The 17,601-nt window shown below is 43.4% G+C and carries 11 protein-coding genes; 2 read left to right on the forward strand and 9 right to left on the reverse strand.

All coding sequences use genetic code 11. The annotated features are described in order from the left end of the window. The 9 genes from hpsC to gloA form a co-directional block, all read right to left on the reverse strand. The coding region (hpsC, locus tag IQ246_RS21925) for a hormogonium polysaccharide secretion pseudopilin HpsC (RefSeq protein ID WP_194005452.1) at positions 1-772 on the reverse strand (772 nt) is incomplete at its 3' end. Positions 773-840: 68 nt separating this feature from the next. Next, a complete protein-coding gene (hpsB, locus tag IQ246_RS21930) occupies positions 841-1,536 on the reverse strand; it encodes a hormogonium polysaccharide secretion pseudopilin HpsB (protein WP_194005453.1) in 696 nt (231 codons plus the stop codon). 24 nt (positions 1,537-1,560) lie between these two features. After that, entirely contained in the window at positions 1,561-6,156 is a 4,596-nt protein-coding gene (gene hpsA / locus IQ246_RS21935) for a hormogonium polysaccharide biosynthesis protein HpsA (protein ID WP_194005454.1), read from the reverse strand. Positions 6,157-6,872: 716 nt separating this feature from the next. Continuing rightward, a complete protein-coding gene (locus IQ246_RS21940; protein ID WP_194005455.1) occupies positions 6,873-7,703 on the reverse strand; it encodes a PIG-L deacetylase family protein in 831 nt (276 codons plus the stop codon). A gap of 678 nt (positions 7,704-8,381) precedes the next feature. After that, positions 8,382-8,618 carry a 50S ribosomal protein L28 gene (gene rpmB, locus IQ246_RS21945; protein ID WP_193198363.1) on the reverse strand — a complete coding sequence of 79 codons (237 nt, stop codon included), beginning with the start codon at positions 8,616-8,618 and terminating at the stop codon, positions 8,382-8,384. A 204-nt stretch (positions 8,619-8,822) separates the two neighbouring features. Beyond that, the gene (gene htpG / locus IQ246_RS21950) at positions 8,823-10,817 is read right to left on the reverse strand and encodes a molecular chaperone HtpG (RefSeq protein ID WP_194005456.1); all 1,995 of its coding nucleotides are present in this window, start codon (positions 10,815-10,817) and stop codon (positions 8,823-8,825) included. Positions 10,818-10,954: 137 nt separating this feature from the next. Beyond that, positions 10,955-12,301, reverse strand: coding sequence for a glycosyltransferase (locus tag IQ246_RS21955; protein ID WP_194005457.1), 1,347 nt, complete (start codon positions 12,299-12,301; stop codon positions 10,955-10,957). Positions 12,302-12,425: 124 nt separating this feature from the next. Beyond that, complete coding sequence (gene clpB / locus IQ246_RS21960) at positions 12,426-15,095, reverse strand: ATP-dependent chaperone ClpB (RefSeq protein ID WP_194005458.1); 2,670 nt, start codon at positions 15,093-15,095, stop codon at positions 12,426-12,428. Between the two features lie 449 nt (positions 15,096-15,544). Then, positions 15,545-15,979, reverse strand: a complete 435-nt coding sequence (gloA, locus tag IQ246_RS21965; RefSeq protein ID WP_194005459.1) for a lactoylglutathione lyase — start codon at positions 15,977-15,979, stop codon at positions 15,545-15,547. Between the two features lie 97 nt (positions 15,980-16,076). On the opposite strand from gloA, the gene IQ246_RS21970 reads away from it, so the two are divergent. Both IQ246_RS21970 and eno read left to right on the forward strand, forming a co-directional pair. After that, a complete protein-coding gene (locus IQ246_RS21970) occupies positions 16,077-16,250 on the forward strand; it encodes a hypothetical protein (RefSeq protein WP_194005460.1) in 174 nt (57 codons plus the stop codon). Then, the gene (eno, locus tag IQ246_RS21975) at positions 16,243-17,532 is read left to right on the forward strand and encodes a phosphopyruvate hydratase (RefSeq protein WP_194005461.1); all 1,290 of its coding nucleotides are present in this window, start codon (positions 16,243-16,245) and stop codon (positions 17,530-17,532) included. The genes IQ246_RS21970 and eno overlap by 8 nt, the downstream gene beginning before the upstream one ends. The last annotated feature ends 69 nt before the right edge of the window (positions 17,533-17,601 follow it).

Here is a 17,601-nt window from a genome sequence, read left to right on the forward strand (position 1 = left end):
GGTCAGGGGGAAGAGGGTTAGAGGGGCATATTACTACTGGCGCTGGTGGTACGTCATCATTTCTGGTTTGGTCAATAAAGTCAACAAGTACTATGGGAGCAGGAAGAACTGCTGGAGAAACTACTGCGGCTTTTGTCCATGCATTCATTTTTTCGGCTAGCGTGCCTATTCCATCGAGCTTAAATGGGGCAAAGCCTGGGTCAGGACACTTACCTGCTAAATACTTTCCACAAGTTTGTGTACTGCTGGGATCGGCTACGCCATCCCTAATTTGCCATCTGGCGATACGAGCAGCTTTAGACCAAGTGTCATTACTGTCTTTAATTAAATAATAAGCAACTAATGAGTAAACAAAAGTATCGTCTTTGTTGTCTTCAGGGTCTGCGTCAACTGTAATTGCCTGACTAACTAATTCTCGTTTCCAAAAGACAAGCACAGGAACTCTATCTGTCCCGTTAGGTATTTGAGGCCCGTTATTAGTGGTTTGAGACAGAGTATCTATTCCAGTAGCATCATAAATATAGATTGCCTGCTGTAAATCACGAGCAATGTAATCCAGTGCAGCTTGGATTTCTTGCTCAGAATTGGCCTTGGCTTGCTCCTGTCGGTCTGTATTCATAATGTTGATCATGAATCCCATCAAAGGCGTGATGACAAGAAAGGCCATGATCATGGCTACCAACAATTCAATCAGGGTAAAACCGCCAACTTGCTGAACGACCCTGGAGCGTGTCAGCTGGCTCCTGAGTAGAAATTTTAGTGTTTTCATCATCCTGGAGTCTTCCCTTTACTGAATAAATACACAGGGGTCAATCGCATAATATGAATTTGCCCAGTCTTTTATTGACAGCTTTTATTTGTTGCAATACCAAGACGCTGACATAAAGCCTGAAATGAAGTGTTAGTACTAGCAATGTCGGTGGTCATTTCTACTAGTGGTGCTTTGCGACTACCTAATCCACCGGTAAAAGGTGTTTGTGTATTTTTAGTATCAGCAGTGCTAGCAGTTAAAGGAAAATCAGCATCTGCTCGATAAACTCGAATTCCCAGACGATAACCTATCTCTGCCAGCTTCTTTGCCTCTGTTTCAGTAGTTGTGACGTTAATGCGACTAGCCTGAATGTAAAACAAATCACTAATACAATCGGGCGGAGGAGTGAACTGACCATTTTTGTTAAAACAGTACAAATTTGTCTTAGTCAATGCCGTAGGAGCAGGCATCTTATCTGTACTGTTAATTAAATTATCTGCAAGTGTTCTGGGTATATCTTCAGTTGGTGGTTCCAGTGAACCTGTAATTACTTCACTTGGTGCTTCAATTGCTCCAGTCCTGACACCATCAATGAATGTTTTTGCCGCTTGGGTTGCTAGTTCTACCCGTCGAGACTGAACACGGGTTGCTGTTGCTAAGACGATTACAGGTGCGATCGCTGTTAGTAAAATAGCAACTACGAGTAGTGCTACTAGTGACTCAATAATTGTAAAACCAGACTCACCAGAAGGGCAGCTTATTTGCTGTTGTTTACGTTTAATCATTGCTCATTACCAACTTCTAAGATTTTATGATTGGCAGCTAGAAGGACGTTGATCTTGGTCAATTACATAAGTATCGTCACTCACAACAACGGTTCCTTTCGGGTCTTTTGCACATAGCAAAGTTGTTACCCACTTGTCATCTCGACCAACTTCCCGGAAGTACTCATCTGGCAGATCATCTGGCGTTCTCACCAACTTTTGGGCAAACAAGTCAGGTGATTGTGACAGTAGCCCTACGTCATAACCCCACTGCCGTGTAGGAGCGAGATAGAAAGGAGTTCTATTGTTGTTGCCTTTGATCGGATATTCATAATCAGCGGTTAACGATGTGCTAAATGGCCCGGTAGCATAGGCACTCCTTTTGAACTGAATGAAAGAGCCACTAATTCTAGCCTTAAAAGCATCCGCGACAGTGCCACCTGTGAAGTCTGCATTCGGGGCCCAGTTCCAGTTTTCTATAAACCTCACAAAATTGTGCAACCCGCCATTATCTTCTGTGGGGCGTGCTGGCGTGTCTCCAGCAGCAGCGGCTAAATTGAAGGTAGTTTCAGTAGCTCGTTGCAGCCAGTTGTTGTCATAATTCTTGTTGCTGGAGTCCGGACCTATTAGGGGCGTAGTTTTGAGTGTACCGTCACCTCCATTTTGAGGTGTCCCAAAGGGGGTGTTGATTTGCAAGATAGGTATCAAGCGGGGCTGGTCTTGCAGATTTGCATCGGTGGGAACGTCAGCAAATAACAAATAGTTGTCAGGTGGCTCTTGATTTGAAGAATTATCAGTTGTTGGATTTGAATTTGTCGTCGTTGTTCGGAACCATAAAGCGCTAGCGGCAAGCCGAGGAAAGCTAGTACCTGAATAGGGAAACTCTGCCACATTGCCAGATCCATCGATTCCCAAGGGTGTAGGACGCTTAGGAGTATTGCCATCAAGAACCAAGTTGCCACTGGTATCACGTTTAAAAGCAACTCGACGGGGGTAGCGTTGATATGCAGTAGCCGCAGCAGTAGCCGTCGTACCCGACTCTAAGGTAGTTATTAATTTACCTACAATTCCACCACTTATATTCCACGAGGTTTCACTTGTGGATGGCTTAACTTTCCAGTCTCCAGGTTCACACGCCGAAACAGGTAGTTTCGGACAGACTTCCATTAAATACTCGTTGAAATTTCCCCGCCGCTGAACTGGTGTAACCAAGTTGGTGAGGTAAGAGCTACCTTGGAAAGTCGGCTCATCTGTAACACCATCAGGTAGTTTAGGCACAAAGTCTTTCGGACCACGCTCGTCCTGCGACGTGTTATACCAGTCAGCATTGGTAACGTAAGCATTAGTAGAAAAGCCCCTGTTTTTAAAGTCGGTAATAGAAGTACTATCCCCCAGGTTATTGTTCAGGTCATAGTCTCCCTCATTGCGGAAACCTTCGCGGAAGTTACTAGAAAGTAGGGTTATGGCATCTGCTAGTACGCTTGCAGGTCTCCATGCGTCCCCATTAGGATTACAGTTGTTCTTCAGCCTCGGATCACCTGCGCGACATGCAAATTGAGGGTTGCGTTCATTTGCAAGGCGAGTGTAGAAGTTGCTCCAATCATCTGCCAGTGATGTTGTGAACTCTTCTTGGGTGTGTTTATTAAAGTCACCCTTAATATATACAGGCAGGTTTGAAGCCAAAATTAGCCCTTTTTCTACATCTCTATAAGCCAAAGTACGCCAGATTGGGTTGCCATTAATCAACATAATGGCGTTAGGACGACGGGTTGGGTCAAGTATGAAGTCAACAGGACTTACTGTCTTTTGGTTTACTCCTGTTGCACTCGCGTCTAAAAGCGCATCATCACGAGTGGCGTAGATAATACCGCTATTGGGCAATAAATATTCTGTTGCTGTTGATACACCGCCACTGATAGTTTGTCCTTTCAGCAAGCCAATATCTAAGACTGTGGCGCGAATTTCTAGGGGTTGACGCTGTTCCTTGGATAAATTATAGTCAGCGGCATCTGGTACGCTTGCTGTAACGTTTGTTCCGTTAGGTAATGTATAATTTGTATTTGTGAATGTTTCTACACCCAGTGTTGACTGGTCTTGGTGAATTGCCTTAATTTGCCTAGCATCAAGAAAGGCAGTTTCCATAATTGCACCGTGAGGAATGACGCTATTAGTGGCGGTACCAATAGTTTCGTCTAAAATTTGGAGGGCGCAAAGTGCAGATTCAACAGCAGACCTTTCTGAGAGAGTGCGGTTAGCGGCAGTTTTTGCCAGAGCATTTTTGAGTGGCTCATTCACCCAACGTCCATTGGGATATTTTAATAGGGTTTGGTAAGTCAATGCCGCTGCATAAGTGGTTTCACCGCTAGCAGCAGGAGCAGGGTAGACTATCCCGTTGTTAGAAGCACCGCCAGCAGCCTTACCAAAGGGAATTGTTGCTAAGTCTAAGTTCTTGGCTCTAGTACTGTTAGTGGGATCGTAGTAGCTACTAACACAAGCAATAGGGGCTGGAGTCAGGTTGTTGTAGCTGGCAATGTTGTAGTGATAAACCACTGTCGCCCGCATCCGCAGATAAGGCGTCTTTGCGCCACCTGGGTCTGGTAATGTAATATCTGAATCTTTGGTACTGGTATTACTTGCCGCTGTCTGAGAAGCAACTGGCATCATGTCCGACCAAATTTCCCTAGCAGCAACAGTTGAAGAGAAATCAGTAGTTGTAGTGGTGAAACCACTAGGTAAATAAATACCAGCACCAGTCACTACCCGTAAGCCACCAACAGGGTCTTGCGGACTAGTCGGTACTTTAGCAGCTGCTAATTCCCAGTCTCCATCTCTATCTGTGGCTCCCAAATCAGCTAGTTGCTCTATGCGGGTGCGACGAGTACGAATACCATCATTGTCATCCCATTTAATCCCTGTGATATCTTGGGTATCTTGCGGGTTTGGTCCAACAAAGCTTGTTCCCTTCCACCAGAGTTCAGGGAGGTTGTTACCAATCAAAATACGGTCACCTAAGGATTTCTCTATACCTTGTTTTTGTAGCTCAGTTGGTTCGCTGGCACCAGGATTAAGCTTGTCAGTACCATTTGTATTCAGTGTTAGCTTACTATAACTGGTGGCTGTTTTACCATCAGTGGGATCAGTAGGATATATCCAAGCATCTGGTGGACGTAGTTCACCGCTAGCTGGAAGCGGAGTAGCTGTTTCGTAAGTGCCTAAAACAACGCTCAATGCACTATTGAAAGGAACCTCCGCATAAGGTACCCGGCGGGTGCGCCTTTTGAAGTAAGTATATAGCTGCTGTTGGCGGAATCGCGCAGTATCAGCTGAGGTGTAACCTGGTGTATTCTGCTGTTGTTTGGCAATACCATCTTTAACCTCCTGCGGGTCACTGGTTTCATTGTTAGCCGTCTGGGCTTCAACTAAGCGATTGATGCGCTGCACATAAGCTAGGCTGTTGTAAGCTATGTTACTCGGAATCTCACTAACTGATTTGTTAGCCGTGACTTCAGGGGTTAAATCGGGATCGGTGCTTTTTCCTTTGTATAGATGCACTTTGGTAGTGACACCTAAATCACTAGCATCCGTGAATCCACCAGCCCCTAAATTGCCACCAAGGATAATTTTGGCATTGTCATCTTCGTAGAAACAGGATGTTTTACTACTAACTTGATATAGCGTGACACCACCAGCTCCTCTTGGTGCACCAGTTAGGAAGTTACTATTGGTAAAAATCCGCCCATTTAACCTGAAGACAGGACCAGGAGTAAGATTTATATCATCTTCATAAATAACAGCATTGTTAACTAGAGGAAGTTGCACGCGCTCTTGTTGATACTCTAGGGCAGAGAAACCTTTATTACCTTTGTATGGCTCATAATTAATAGTATCAGGAGGGGTAATAATAGGAACAGTTGCAGTATAAGCAAAAAAGGCTTTTTTCAGTTTACCGCCAATAGTAAACCAGCCAGTGTTGCCTACCAAAGTGGCACTCGTGCCTAGAGTATCTCCACAATCTCCATTGACACTACCAGCCGTCATTGGTGGAGTTCTCGCTTCTAGGGAGTTTCTAGCACGAGTATATGCACCATCGCTCACAGGGGGATTTTTAAAGTAAATCCCATAGAGAGTGTAGCTATCAAATTTGCCATTGTTGTCGGTATCGACGGGATACTGCCACGCTGTTTCTAGTGTATCTGAGCCTTGAATCAGCTTCAGTTTAGTCTCATCGCCAAAAGTATATTCATCTAAATTGGTCGTCAAAGTATCATACAACGCGTTATCTGTTGGCGTAGCTCGTGGTAGCCTTCCATCTTGAAATAGCTTGTTTAATTTAGCTCTAGCACGATCAATTGCCGGAGTTGCAGCGTTGAGAGTAGCCTCGTTCACCCGAACATTACTAGCATTTTTGGAGCGTTCAAAAGACCTAAATAAAATCGCGGTAGTCAGTAAGACAACTACTAGTGCTACCATTGCAACTGTTGGTAACACAAACCCTGCGTTCACTGTTCCACGTTTTCTATTGGTGGCAAAAAGATTTCTTAGTAACCAAATAATTTGCTTTTTAACTGTAGATAACAAATTTTTACTAAGTTGGTTGAAAAAAATTTTTACTGCCTTGAATAACTTGCGTCTTGCAGACATAGAAGCTTCCCTGCCAAGTGTTTTATTAAAGCTTTGAGGATGTTGATTTTATAGGCGACTAAGCCTATTAGATAAATTTGCACTAAAACTTAGAGTAACGATTTATGTGAAAATTAACCTTGCTTGAACATTGTTAAAAATGCAGTAGCAAAACAAAAAATACAGTTAATTCGATTTATATCATGGGTTGATTTTTTGGTTAATACCGAAAAATACTGAACTTCTCGAAATTATTTAATTTATGCCCGTTGCGGAAAAATTCACCCTTGTATATAAGACTGAGGCTATACAAACAAAACCTGTATTTTCAGACTAATTAAGCTCAGTTTTATAGAGAAATGGTATGACTTAAAATTGGCTTTTTAAAAGGCTATTTCATTCAAAGGTAGCTTTATGAAGATATTGTCAGCATAGTAATGTTATATTACCCACCTGTTAAAGAATAAATGTCAGTTGGTGGCAAAATAGTATAAAGTAATTTAAAACCTCAGTGTAGTGGGGAGGCGGCAGATTAAAATAATTCGTAATTTGTAATTCGTAAATTTTGTTTTGTAATTGGGATTTAACCCCAACACAAAACTTACCAGTTATAGAACAGGAGGACTTTAACCCACGAAATTGAGGTAAATATTCTTAATTTCAAGCAAATACGCAGGAATTAGGTTTAATAGTCAATACCTGAATTACACTGTCGTTTGCACAGACTATCTATCAAATTATTGATTTGACAACAAAGAAGCCGTTTTGAAAAAAATTTCATAAGGTACTAAAAATCGTCGGAGGAAACCAGGCTTTAATACAGCAGAAGTTTCAGCATCAATAGGTAGACACTGGGAGGGGTAGGCTTCAAGCGCCTCTATCTTCTTGCATTGAACAGAATGAATAGAAATACGGTGAGCATACGCTAATTCATGTAGTTTCAGGTCACGAAAGAGTAAAGATTTCCAGAGAATCCAAATAGGGTATTGTAAAATATCAACCTCAATTCCAGAGTATTGAATTGCCGCCTGAACTAACTCATAAGTTACTTCGTGGTCTTTGATACGATCTTGGCGGTGGGTGACATAAACTTCCCCAGGCTGAAAGGATTTCAGGAGTTGAGCAAGTTGTTCAATCGTTTGTTGACGCTTGGTTGCATCTAGATTCTGAAGCTGACTATCTGGTTTGTCGAGAAAGTGAATTTGCTCAGAGTGTACACCTAAGATACTTAAAGCTGAAAGCGCTTCTTGCTTACGAATTGGAACCATTTCCCCAGATTGAAACTTGGGATGCTTAGCATGAGAAGCCGCTCCATCTGTGATAAAAACAATCTGGACTGATACATTCTGTTCCCGTTTGAGTCTTATCAAACCGCCACACCCCAAAACTTCATCATCCTGGTGAGGTGCAATTACCATCGCAGATTTTTGATTAACAGTCAAAGGCTTACTAGCAATATGCAATAGCCAACGGAACTGCAACATACTCAGAAATTCTGGCAGTTTATGATTGTATAGTCGCCAAATCTTGTTTTGTACTCGATGAAGAAAATGTTTGATGTTCAGCATTCTCTTCAATCCTATAGTCCACCTCTGAATATGGTTTCCATTCATCGAATTACTCTCTACAATATTGACTCGTGAGTTAGTAAAGAAAAATAAGCACTAAGAGCAATACAGTTCAGTTGGACTAAAGGAACAAGATATTCCCCAATCCCTTTAAAAGCAGGCTTCTAACGTTGCTTCCTTTTTAAAAGCAATTTAGGAGGAATCAAGCTTTAACTAAACTGTATTGACACCAAGAGAGGTTAAATGCATTTGTCTATACCTGAGAAGCTGCTCACTTACTCTCTTGAGATTTCCTAACAACCAGCTTCTGAATTCAGTTTTGATTATTTAAGACAAATGGTTCGTGCTATTTTAATAACCTATTCTGGTCTAATGCTTAAAACTTAAATTTTGTATTAGTAAATATACTTAAAATTATCCGCTTCACTGCGGTTTCGTCAAAACCACCATTTTTCTAAAACGGCTCAAAATCAATCATGGTAGACATTTACCACTTTTTATTGTCTATGAGGAGTGTATGGAAGGATTGAGGCTCAAATTTAGAAAACTAGTGTCAATAGTTCCAATTTGACACTAGCCTAAGTTGGGTAGACTCTTAAAGGGAGCATCTGTGACATGTCTTCCTTTAAAGGGCGACCAAAGGGGGTAGATGTGTAGCGCTATTTAGAGAAATTGGTATTAGTAATGATTCAAGTTAATCCCAGCTTCTTTTGCCATTGCTTCCAGTCCTTTGATTTCTAAGGTTTTGATCGCTTTGGTACATAGCTTCAGTTTCACCCAGCGATTGCCACCTTGCCACCAAACGCGCTTATTTTGCAGATTGGCATGTTGAAGCCGTTTAGTACGGCGGTGGGAGTGGGAAACTGCAAAGGCGTTATTTGCCTTCTTACCAGTTAGTTCACAACGACGAGACATAGCAACTCTCTCCAGTTTGTTATTTTAATACAGCCTTTCCATTTTAGGACTTAGGCAGCGGAAGTAGTTAAAGAAGGAGTGGGGAAGGGGAGAAGGGGAGCAGGGGGGAAGTTGCAGTAAGTCTTTCCCCTCTACCTCTTAACTATTGACCCTTAACCCTTAACTCTTGACTTTTGACTTTTGACTCCTGTCTCCTCACTTGTTTTACTTACTAGCTTGTTCTGTCAGCTTGGTGAGTACCTCGTTTGAGCGCTCAACGAAAGATTTCATTCCCTCAGCGTCAAATCCTTTTTGGGACATCAGCGCCAAATCGTAGACGTGTTGGCAAATCATATTGACCAACTGATTTGTAGGCGATTGATCGTCACTTTGGATGATACTGCCTTGGTTGAGATTCGCTAAATTTTGAATCAGTGGATGAGCGGTATTTACGAGTAAAATGTGGTCTTCGGGAAACTCTGCTGTTTGCTGCTGCATCATGGCGTTCATTTCCCGCAGGCGGCGGAGAATCTCTGGTAATAGAACGATCGCAGGTGGTGTTCCTTGCGGATTATCGGCTTTCAAAGCTTCGGTGCGGATGTTGAGTTTGGGTTTGTTGAGGGATTTCTCAAATAGTTCTTTGATGACCTCACTCCGGGTTTTGTTGGTTTTGGGATCAACAATTTCCGCAGCTTTGTCTTGTTCCAGCAGGGTATTATCCAAGTCGGAGTCTACTCGCGTAAACTTGACATCCTGATATTCCCGCTCTAGGAAGTTGATAAAGTGGGTGTCGATGAAGGAGTCCATAAACAGGACTTCTAAACCTTGGTTTTTGTGCAGTTCTACGTAGGTAGCCTGAGTTGCTTCATCGGTGCTGTAGAAAACCCGGTTTTCGTGGCGTTCCTTGTTGCGTTCTAGATACTCTTTCAGAGTCGTATAGGGAGCGCTCAGTGCTGAGTTCTCAGAATTGGATGATGCAGGAGTGACATCTTCCCAAGCATCCCCTTCTGAGGACTGTACCTCAACCGCTGGAGTTTCGGCAGCAGGTTTTTCTGCTGTCAGCTTGGCGGTGGTGCGAAAAACGATGATGTCTTCGATTTGTTTTTTGAATTTCTCATCGTTGAGAACACCAAATTTCACAAAAGTGCCGAGGTCTTTCCAAGCGCTAATGTATTGTTGGCGGTTGTCGCGGAAAAGTTCTTTGAGGCGATCGCCTACTTTTTTAGCAATGTAGTCACCGATTCTCCGTACGGTGCGATCGCCTTGTAATGCACTGCGCGACACGTTCAAGGGAATATCACTACTATCAATTACACCCCGCATTGGTGTTAAAAATTGCGGGATAATTTCTTCGCAGTTATCGCTGACAAAAACCTGATTGCAAAATAGCTTGATCTGCCCCTTGGTAACATCTACATCCGGCTTCATTTTCGGAAAATATAGAATCCCGTTGATGATAAAGGGATAGTCAGTATTCAGATGCACCCACAACAGCGGTTCTTCCTGAAAAGGATACAAGTAGCGGTAAAACTCTAAATAATCTTCTTGACTCAGGCTACTAGGTGACTCCCGCCACGCTGCTTTTTGCCTATTTAAGACTTCACCCTCCAATTTAATTGGCACTGACATGAAGTCGCAGTAGGTTTTGACAAGATTCTTAATGCGTGCAGATTCTAAAAATTCTTCCTCTTCTCCTTGTAGGGTGAGGGTAATAGTAGTGCCGCGAGTTGCACGGGGTGAATCTTCTAGGGTAAATTCTGGGGAACCATCGCAAGTCCAGTGAACCGCCTGCGCTCCTTCTTGGTAAGAAAGGGTATCAATTTCAACTTTTTGCGCCACCATGAACGAGGAGTAGAAGCCAAGACCGAAATGACCGATAATTGGCTGATCTGATTTGCCTTGATACTTATGAATAAATTCTTCAGCACTGGAGAAGGCAACCTGATTGATGTATTTCTTCACTTCCTCTGCTGTCATTCCGATACCGTTGTCGGAAATAGAGAGGGTCTTGTTATTTTTGTCAATGGCGATTTCAATTTCTGGCTCGCCTATGTCTCCATCGTACTCCCCGGCTTGAGATACCATTTTTAGTTTTTGAATGGCATCTACAGCGTTGGATACCAGTTCCCGCAAGAAGATTTGGTGATCTGAGTAGAGTGACTTCTTGATAATTGGGAAAATATTCTCAGTATGAATACTGATCGTACCTTGTTCTAGCATGGTTATCCGTCTGTTTTATTTGCAGAGATAATTCTGAGGATCAATTTTCCGCGATTTTTAGTTATTTTAGGTAAGTAATGCCTCTCATATTTTATTCGGATTTCCCTACCATTACGAGCAACTACCGTTGCAGGTTGTTATATGTTGTTATATATGGTTGCTAAATCTGCTGCCTGCATATTTACTGTGCGAACAGGTTTAATACCTTGGCGCAATTTATTAAGTAAATTAGTATCTGTTGCTAACAACTCAAGAGCTTTAGTCCAAGCTAGGGTGTCGTTAGCGGTCACTAACCAACCGTCAATGCCATGTCTAACAAGTTCAGCAATACCCCCCAAGTTAGAGCCAATGACAGGTACAGATAGGGACTGAGCTTCTAATACAACCAAAGGGCCAGTTTCCAGGCATTGGGAAGGTACAGCCAGTAAGTCGTAGTTAGCTAGAGCCTGGGGGAGTTCTTCCCTTGTTAGTTGTTTATCCACACGAATCCGAGGCTCGTTTGCGATCAAATTCAATATTTTTTGGCGATATCGTTCATCCTGCGTTATTCCATGAATGACCAATTCGATGGGAATTTCCGCAGATAAATTTTTAACTGCTTGTACTAAAATATCGATACCCTTATATATATCCCAGCGTCCTAAAAAAACTACTTTTAAAGCGTCTGATTGCTGTTTTCTGTGTGGTAATTTTTCTTGTGCAGTATAAGAAATTCCATGTCGAGAGAGAATAAGTTTTTCTTCAGGTATGCCATTGATCAGTAGAGCTTTATAAAGCCAATCACACACTGTCACAATCCGGTCAGCATATTTTGCCATTTTTAGCAAACTATGTTGACGTGCAGCAACATAACCAGGTACGACCAAAGGGCGTACAAACCTTCCTAAATTACCATTGTCTACTGAGGCTGGAAGATATGCACTGGTGGGCAAGGGTACGCGACTAAGGATAGCTTTGGGCAAATGGCTCAAACTTTTGACCATTGCAGCAGGTAGCTTTTTGCTCAAAGTATCAGCACACTGAGAACAACGCACCACATCAATTTTGCCATCACAAACTTGTTGTCCGTTGAACATCAAAGTAATTCGCTGACAAATTGGTATGGCATAGTGTACTGTCAACACTGTTGCCATGCCTAATTCTTTAGCCAACCGCAAATGAGGCAACCCACAATAGACTTCCCAATGGTGCTGATGATATATGTCTGCTTTTTGGCTAGTTAACCAATTAGCGAAATATTCAAATTTTCCATGCGGAAATTGTCCATGATTTGGTTCTGTTTTGGGTATAGGAAATACAGGATATCGATAAACTTCGATGTCGTTATACTTATAAATCTCTTCTTTTTGGGAACCGTTGCTAGCGGCTGCTATTTGGATATCAATATTATGCGTACGCAATTGTGGTATTAGCTCATTCAGGTTTACTTGAATACCACCACACTTGTCGGGGAAATAACGAGCAAGAGCTTGGATTGCTTTCATAATCAGCACTTCTGGGTAAGTAAATCGGCTCTTGCTATTTTATTCGATGTATTTTAAATTACCCAAAAACCAGTAGTTAGGAGAAATCACTCGGACTCCTGACTTATGTCTTTTGAGACTAGTTTTACGGCTCAGGTGCTGGCTCTAACAACTTGACAGTTGTTTTTGGAACTGACACCTTAACAGACGATTTTTTGCTAAACAACAGACCATTTTCACCCTTATCAATGAAAATCGTATCTCCAGAGATAAAAGTATTTTCCAATAGCTTGGTGGCGATGGGGTTTTCTACTTCTCGCTGAATTGCTCGTTTAAGTGGGCGAGCGCCGTAAATTGGGTCGTAGCCTGTTTCTACAAGGTAATCACAGGCAGGTTGTGATATCTCAAAAGAGATTTTTTGTTCTCGCAAAAGACTTTCTACCCGTTTGAGTTGAATGCGGATGATATACCGCATTTCTGTGCGGCTGAGGGTATGAAAGAGAATAATATCATCGACGCGGTTCAGAAATTCGGGGCGGAAATGCGATCGCAAGGCATCCGTTACCCGCACCTGCATCATTTCATACTTGCTATCATCACCAGAAACATCCAGGATGTACTCACTGCCGATGTTACTAGTCATGACAATGACGCTGTTACGAAAATCTACCGTTCTTCCCTGAGAATCCGTAATTCTCCCATCATCCAGTACTTGCAATAAAATATTGAACACATCGGGATGAGCCTTTTCAACTTCATCCAGTAGCACCACCGAATAAGGGCGGCGGCGAACTGCTTCGGAAAGCTGACCACCTTCTTCATAGCCGATGTATCCTGGAGGCGCTCCTACGAGGCGGGAAACTGAGTGTTTTTCCATATACTCAGACATATCCAAGCGCACCAATGCATCGTCAGAATCAAAGAGAAACTGAGCTAGAGCACGGGCGAGTTCAGTTTTGCCCACACCTGTGGGGCCCATGAACAAAAATGAACCAATAGGACGAGAGGGGTCTTTCATCCCAGCACGGGCGCGACGAATTGCCGCTGATACTGCGGCGACAGCTTCCTGTTGCCCTATGACTCGTTCGTGCAAATGGTGCTCTAGTTGCAGCAATTTTTGCCGTTCTGATTCCAATAGGCGATTGACGGGGATTCCTGTCCATTTGGCGACGATTTCGGCAATATCGGCTTCGATGACTTGTTCTCGTAGCAAAGTAGAACCTTTGCTTTGAATTTCTAAAAGTTTGATTTCTTTGGCTTCGCGATCGCGCTGCATTCCTTCTAATTTGCCATACTTCAATTGGGCAGCTTTGTTTAGATCGTAGTCGCGTTCTGCCTGTTCAATTTGCACACGCAAGGCATCTTCTTCTTTTTTTAAGCTGCTAATAGCTTCTAGTAGCTGCTTTTCACCTTGCCATTGCTCATTAAATTTTTGTTGTTTGATTGTCAACGTGGCAATTTCTTGCTCAATGCGCTCCAAACGCTCTCTAGTTTGGGAAGTACCCTTTTGTTCTCCAGCTAATGACAGCTTTTCCATTTCTAGCTGCATCAGGCGGCGGTCAATAGTTTCTAATTCTGCTGGTTTGGAGGTAATCTCCATTTTCAACTTTGCTGCTGCCTCATCTACCAAGTCAATAGCTTTATCTGGCAAGAAGCGGTCAGAAATGTAACGCGCTGATAGGGTTGCTGCTGCTACCAGGGCTGAATCAGAAATTTTAACGTTGTGATGGACTTCGTAGCGTTCTTTTAATCCCCGGAGAATGGAAATAGTATTTTCCACGCTGGGCTGATCTACAAATACTTGCTGAAAGCGGCGTTCTAGTGCTGCATCTTTTTCGATGTGTTTGCGATACTCATCCAAGGTACTTGCACCGATGCAACGCAGTTCACCCCGTGCCAACATTGGTTTGAGTAAATTACCCGCATCCATCGCCCCTTGTTGACTAGAACCAGTACCGACTACGGTGTGGAGTTCGTCAATAAATAGAACAATGTCACCGTTAGATTCCGTAACTTCTCGGAGTACAGATTTCAGGCGATCTTCAAATTCACCACGGTATTTTGCCCCAGCAATTAAACTACCGATATCTAAAGAGATGAGTTGACGATTTTTCAGGGATTCGGGAACGTCACCGTTTACCATGCGCTGCGCCAATGCTTCAGCGATCGCAGTTTTACCTACCCCAGGTTCGCCAATTAATACTGGGTTATTTTTGCTGCGACGAGATAACACCTGGATTACCCGACGAATTTCGTCATCCCGTCCAATCACTGGGTCGAGTTTTCCGGCTTTTGCTTGTTCTGTCAAGTCCCTGCCAAACTTTTGTAAGGCTTCATAGCGGGATTCTGGGCTTTGATCTGTCACTTTTTGGCTACCGCGAACAGTTTTGATAGCAGATTCTAGCTTGGCGATGTCTACGCTAAAGCCCTTGAGAACTCGCCGGCCAATGCGTTCATCATCGGCAAAAGCTAGAAGTATATGTTCTACAGAGACGTAGGAATCTTTCATCTTGGCTCTAATTTCCTCGGCTCGGTCTAGTAAAACATCTAGGCTGCGGCCGAGGTAGAGCTGATCGCTTTTACCAACTTTGGGCTGACGCTGGGTAAAGGCTTCTAGTTGCTGTTGTAAGCGGATGGGATCGACTTCAGCTCGAGCGAGGATACGTATTGCTAGACTAGTAGGTTCTTCTAACAGGGCAATGATTAAATGTTCAACATCTAGTTGCTGTTGTTGATAAGCACGAACTATATCCTGAGATTTGACAATCGCTTCCCAGGCTTTATCAGTAAATTTATTTGGATCTGTAGGTTGCATTTTTAGGATTTTAGCTTTGGGATTTTTAGTTTAGAGATTGGGGATTATCCAACAAACTGAGGATTGGTGAGTGGTTGTAATAGTACTGCCAAATTATCCAAACATGATCAGCGTATGTGCGCGTATATCTACAGTGGCAACTTTGGATTGATAATTGGTGATAGTTTGATCCATTACCTATATTTCTAATTTAAAACGAAAACACTGCTCTAAACGTACTTTGCCAGATGATGCCAATTAGAGCGATCGCTAATTGTGTTCAGATGCTAAACTCTAGCCACCAATTTTTGGGAACAGATTCTTCGCCACAGCTATTGCTTTATGCTCAACTCGAACATTAGTACAAGAAGGCAGGGGGCAGAAAGGATATTGCTTGTAAATTCAGCTTTTAGCCTTTTTCAGCTGAATAATTATTTCTGCCACGCTGCACTAGTATTCTTTCCTAAGAATTACTGACTCGCAAGTTGTGATTGTGATTCCTGTTTTGCTGCTGACCCTTTAGTACTCAGTTGAATCAGTTCAACTTTATACCCATCGGGATCTTCCACAAAAGCAATTACCGTCGAACCGTGTTTCATTGGCCCTGGTTCCCGCACAACTTTACCGTCATGATTGCGGATTTCCTCACACGTAGTGTAAATATCATCAACACCAAGAGCAATGTGACCGTAAGCATTACCCAATTCGTACTTTTCTACTCCCCAGTTGTAGGTAAGTTCTAGTACGGTGTTATCGCTTTCATCACCGTAACCAACAAAAGCTAGGGTAAACTCTCCTCCCGGATAATCTTTTCGGCGGAGTAGTTTCATTCCCAGGACTTCACAGTAAAACTTCAAGGACTCTTCAAGGTTGCCCACCCGTAGCATTGTGTGTAGTAATCGCATATTGACCTTTTATCTGTACTCGATTCAGTATCGTTATCTGCCAACATTTTACAAAGCTTGGGGACTGAGGACTGGTGACTAGGGACAAGGTGAATCAATGCCCCATGCCCAATGCCCAATGCCCCATCATTGGAAATCTTCTTTAATCTCAGCCCATAAAGTCTCCTTAACGCCTATGCTAGCGATTGGGTTAACCACTGGACTGTATGCGATCGGCGCTCAGAACTCACTCGAAGTAAAAGAATACAAAGGACGAACTACAGATGAGTAACATTCTAGACACTGCAATCGAGGCGATCGCTGCCCGCGAAATTCTCGATTCACGCGGCAGACCAACAGTTGAAGCTGAAGTACATTTGAGCAATGGTGTTGTAGGACTGGCACAGGTTCCTAGTGGCGCTTCTACCGGGACTTTTGAGGCACACGAACTGCGTGATGGCGATAAAAGTCGTTATGGGGGTAAAGGAGTACTAAAGGCGGTGCAAAACATCAAACAGACCCTTGCTCCGAAATTGTTAAACCTGGATGCCCTCAACCAAGAACTGCTAGACCGGACGATGATTGCTTTGGATGGTTCTGCGAACAAATCCAATTTGGGGGCTAATGCGATTTTGGCAGTTTCCCTAGCAGCAGCGAAAGCTGGCGCTGAATCTCTGGCAATTCCCCTATATCGCTATTTAGGTGGGCCTTTAGCAAATTTGTTGCCAGTACCGTTAATGAATGTAATTAATGGTGGGGCACACGCGTCAAACAACGTGGATTTTCAAGAGTTTATGATTGTCCCAATCGGGGCTTCCTCCTTTCGGGAAGCTTTGCGCTGGGGTGCAGAAGTGTTTGCCACCCTCAGCCAAGTATTGGATGAAAAGGGTTTGCTTACTGGTGTGGGGGATGAAGGTGGTTTTGCCCCTAACCTAGAGTCCAATCAGGTGGCTTTGGAACTGCTGGTTGCTGCCATTACCAAGGCTGGTTACAAGCCAGGGGAACAAGTCGCTTTAGCTTTGGATGTGGCAGCTAGTGAGTTTTACAAAAATGGACAATATGTCTACGATGGTAAACCTCATGCGCCCACAGAGTTTATTGATTATTTAGGGCAATTGGTTGACCAGTATCCGATTATTTCAATTGAGGATGGGTTACACGAAGAAGACTGGCAAAGTTGGCAGTTACTCACCCAGAAGTTAGGTTCGCGGGTGCAGTTGGTAGGGGATGACTTGTTTGTCACTAACGCTACTCGCTTACAAAGAGGCATCCAAGAAAAAGCTGCTAACGCCATTTTGATTAAACTCAACCAAATTGGTTCGCTCACCGAAACCTTAGAAACGATTGATTTGGCGACTCGTAACGGTTTCCGCTCAGTCATCAGCCATCGTTCTGGTGAAACCGAAGACACGACGATCGCCGATTTAGCTGTAGCAACCCGTGCCGGTCAAATCAAAACAGGTTCTCTTTGTCGCAGCGAACGGGTAGCAAAATACAACCGCTTACTGCGAATTGAAGATCAACTAGGCGATCGCGCCCTCTATGCTGGTGCTATAGGCTTAGGGCCGAAGTAGGCAGTGGGGAGTGGAGGAGTAGGGGAGTGGGGAAAGAAAGAATAACTAATGCCCCATGCCCCATACCCC

Source organism: aff. Roholtiella sp. LEGE 12411, from assembly GCF_015206995.1.
Lineage (GTDB): Bacteria > Cyanobacteriota > Cyanobacteriia > Cyanobacteriales > Nostocaceae > Komarekiella.

Bases quoted from the DNA above. Each gene is read 5' to 3' on its own strand.
- hpsB (WP_194005453.1), bottom strand. From the start codon at position 1,536: ATGATTAAACGTAAACAACAGCAAATAAGCTGCCCTTCTGGTGAGTCT.
- hpsA (WP_194005454.1), bottom strand. From the start codon at position 6,156: ATGTCTGCAAGACGCAAGTTATTCAAGGCAGTAAAAATTTTTTTCAAC.
- IQ246_RS21940 (WP_194005455.1), bottom strand. From the start codon at position 7,703: ATGCTGAACATCAAACATTTTCTTCATCGAGTACAAAACAAGATTTGG.
- rpmB (WP_193198363.1), bottom strand. From the start codon at position 8,618: ATGTCTCGTCGTTGTGAACTAACTGGTAAGAAGGCAAATAACGCCTTT.
- htpG (WP_194005456.1), bottom strand. From the start codon at position 10,817: ATGCTAGAACAAGGTACGATCAGTATTCATACTGAGAATATTTTCCCA.
- IQ246_RS21955 (WP_194005457.1), bottom strand. From the start codon at position 12,301: ATGAAAGCAATCCAAGCTCTTGCTCGTTATTTCCCCGACAAGTGTGGT.
- clpB (WP_194005458.1), bottom strand. From the start codon at position 15,095: ATGCAACCTACAGATCCAAATAAATTTACTGATAAAGCCTGGGAAGCG.
- gloA (WP_194005459.1), bottom strand. From the start codon at position 15,979: ATGCGATTACTACACACAATGCTACGGGTGGGCAACCTTGAAGAGTCC.
- IQ246_RS21970 (WP_194005460.1), top strand. From the start codon at position 16,077: ATGCCCCATGCCCAATGCCCAATGCCCCATCATTGGAAATCTTCTTTA.
- eno (WP_194005461.1), top strand. From the start codon at position 16,243: ATGAGTAACATTCTAGACACTGCAATCGAGGCGATCGCTGCCCGCGAA.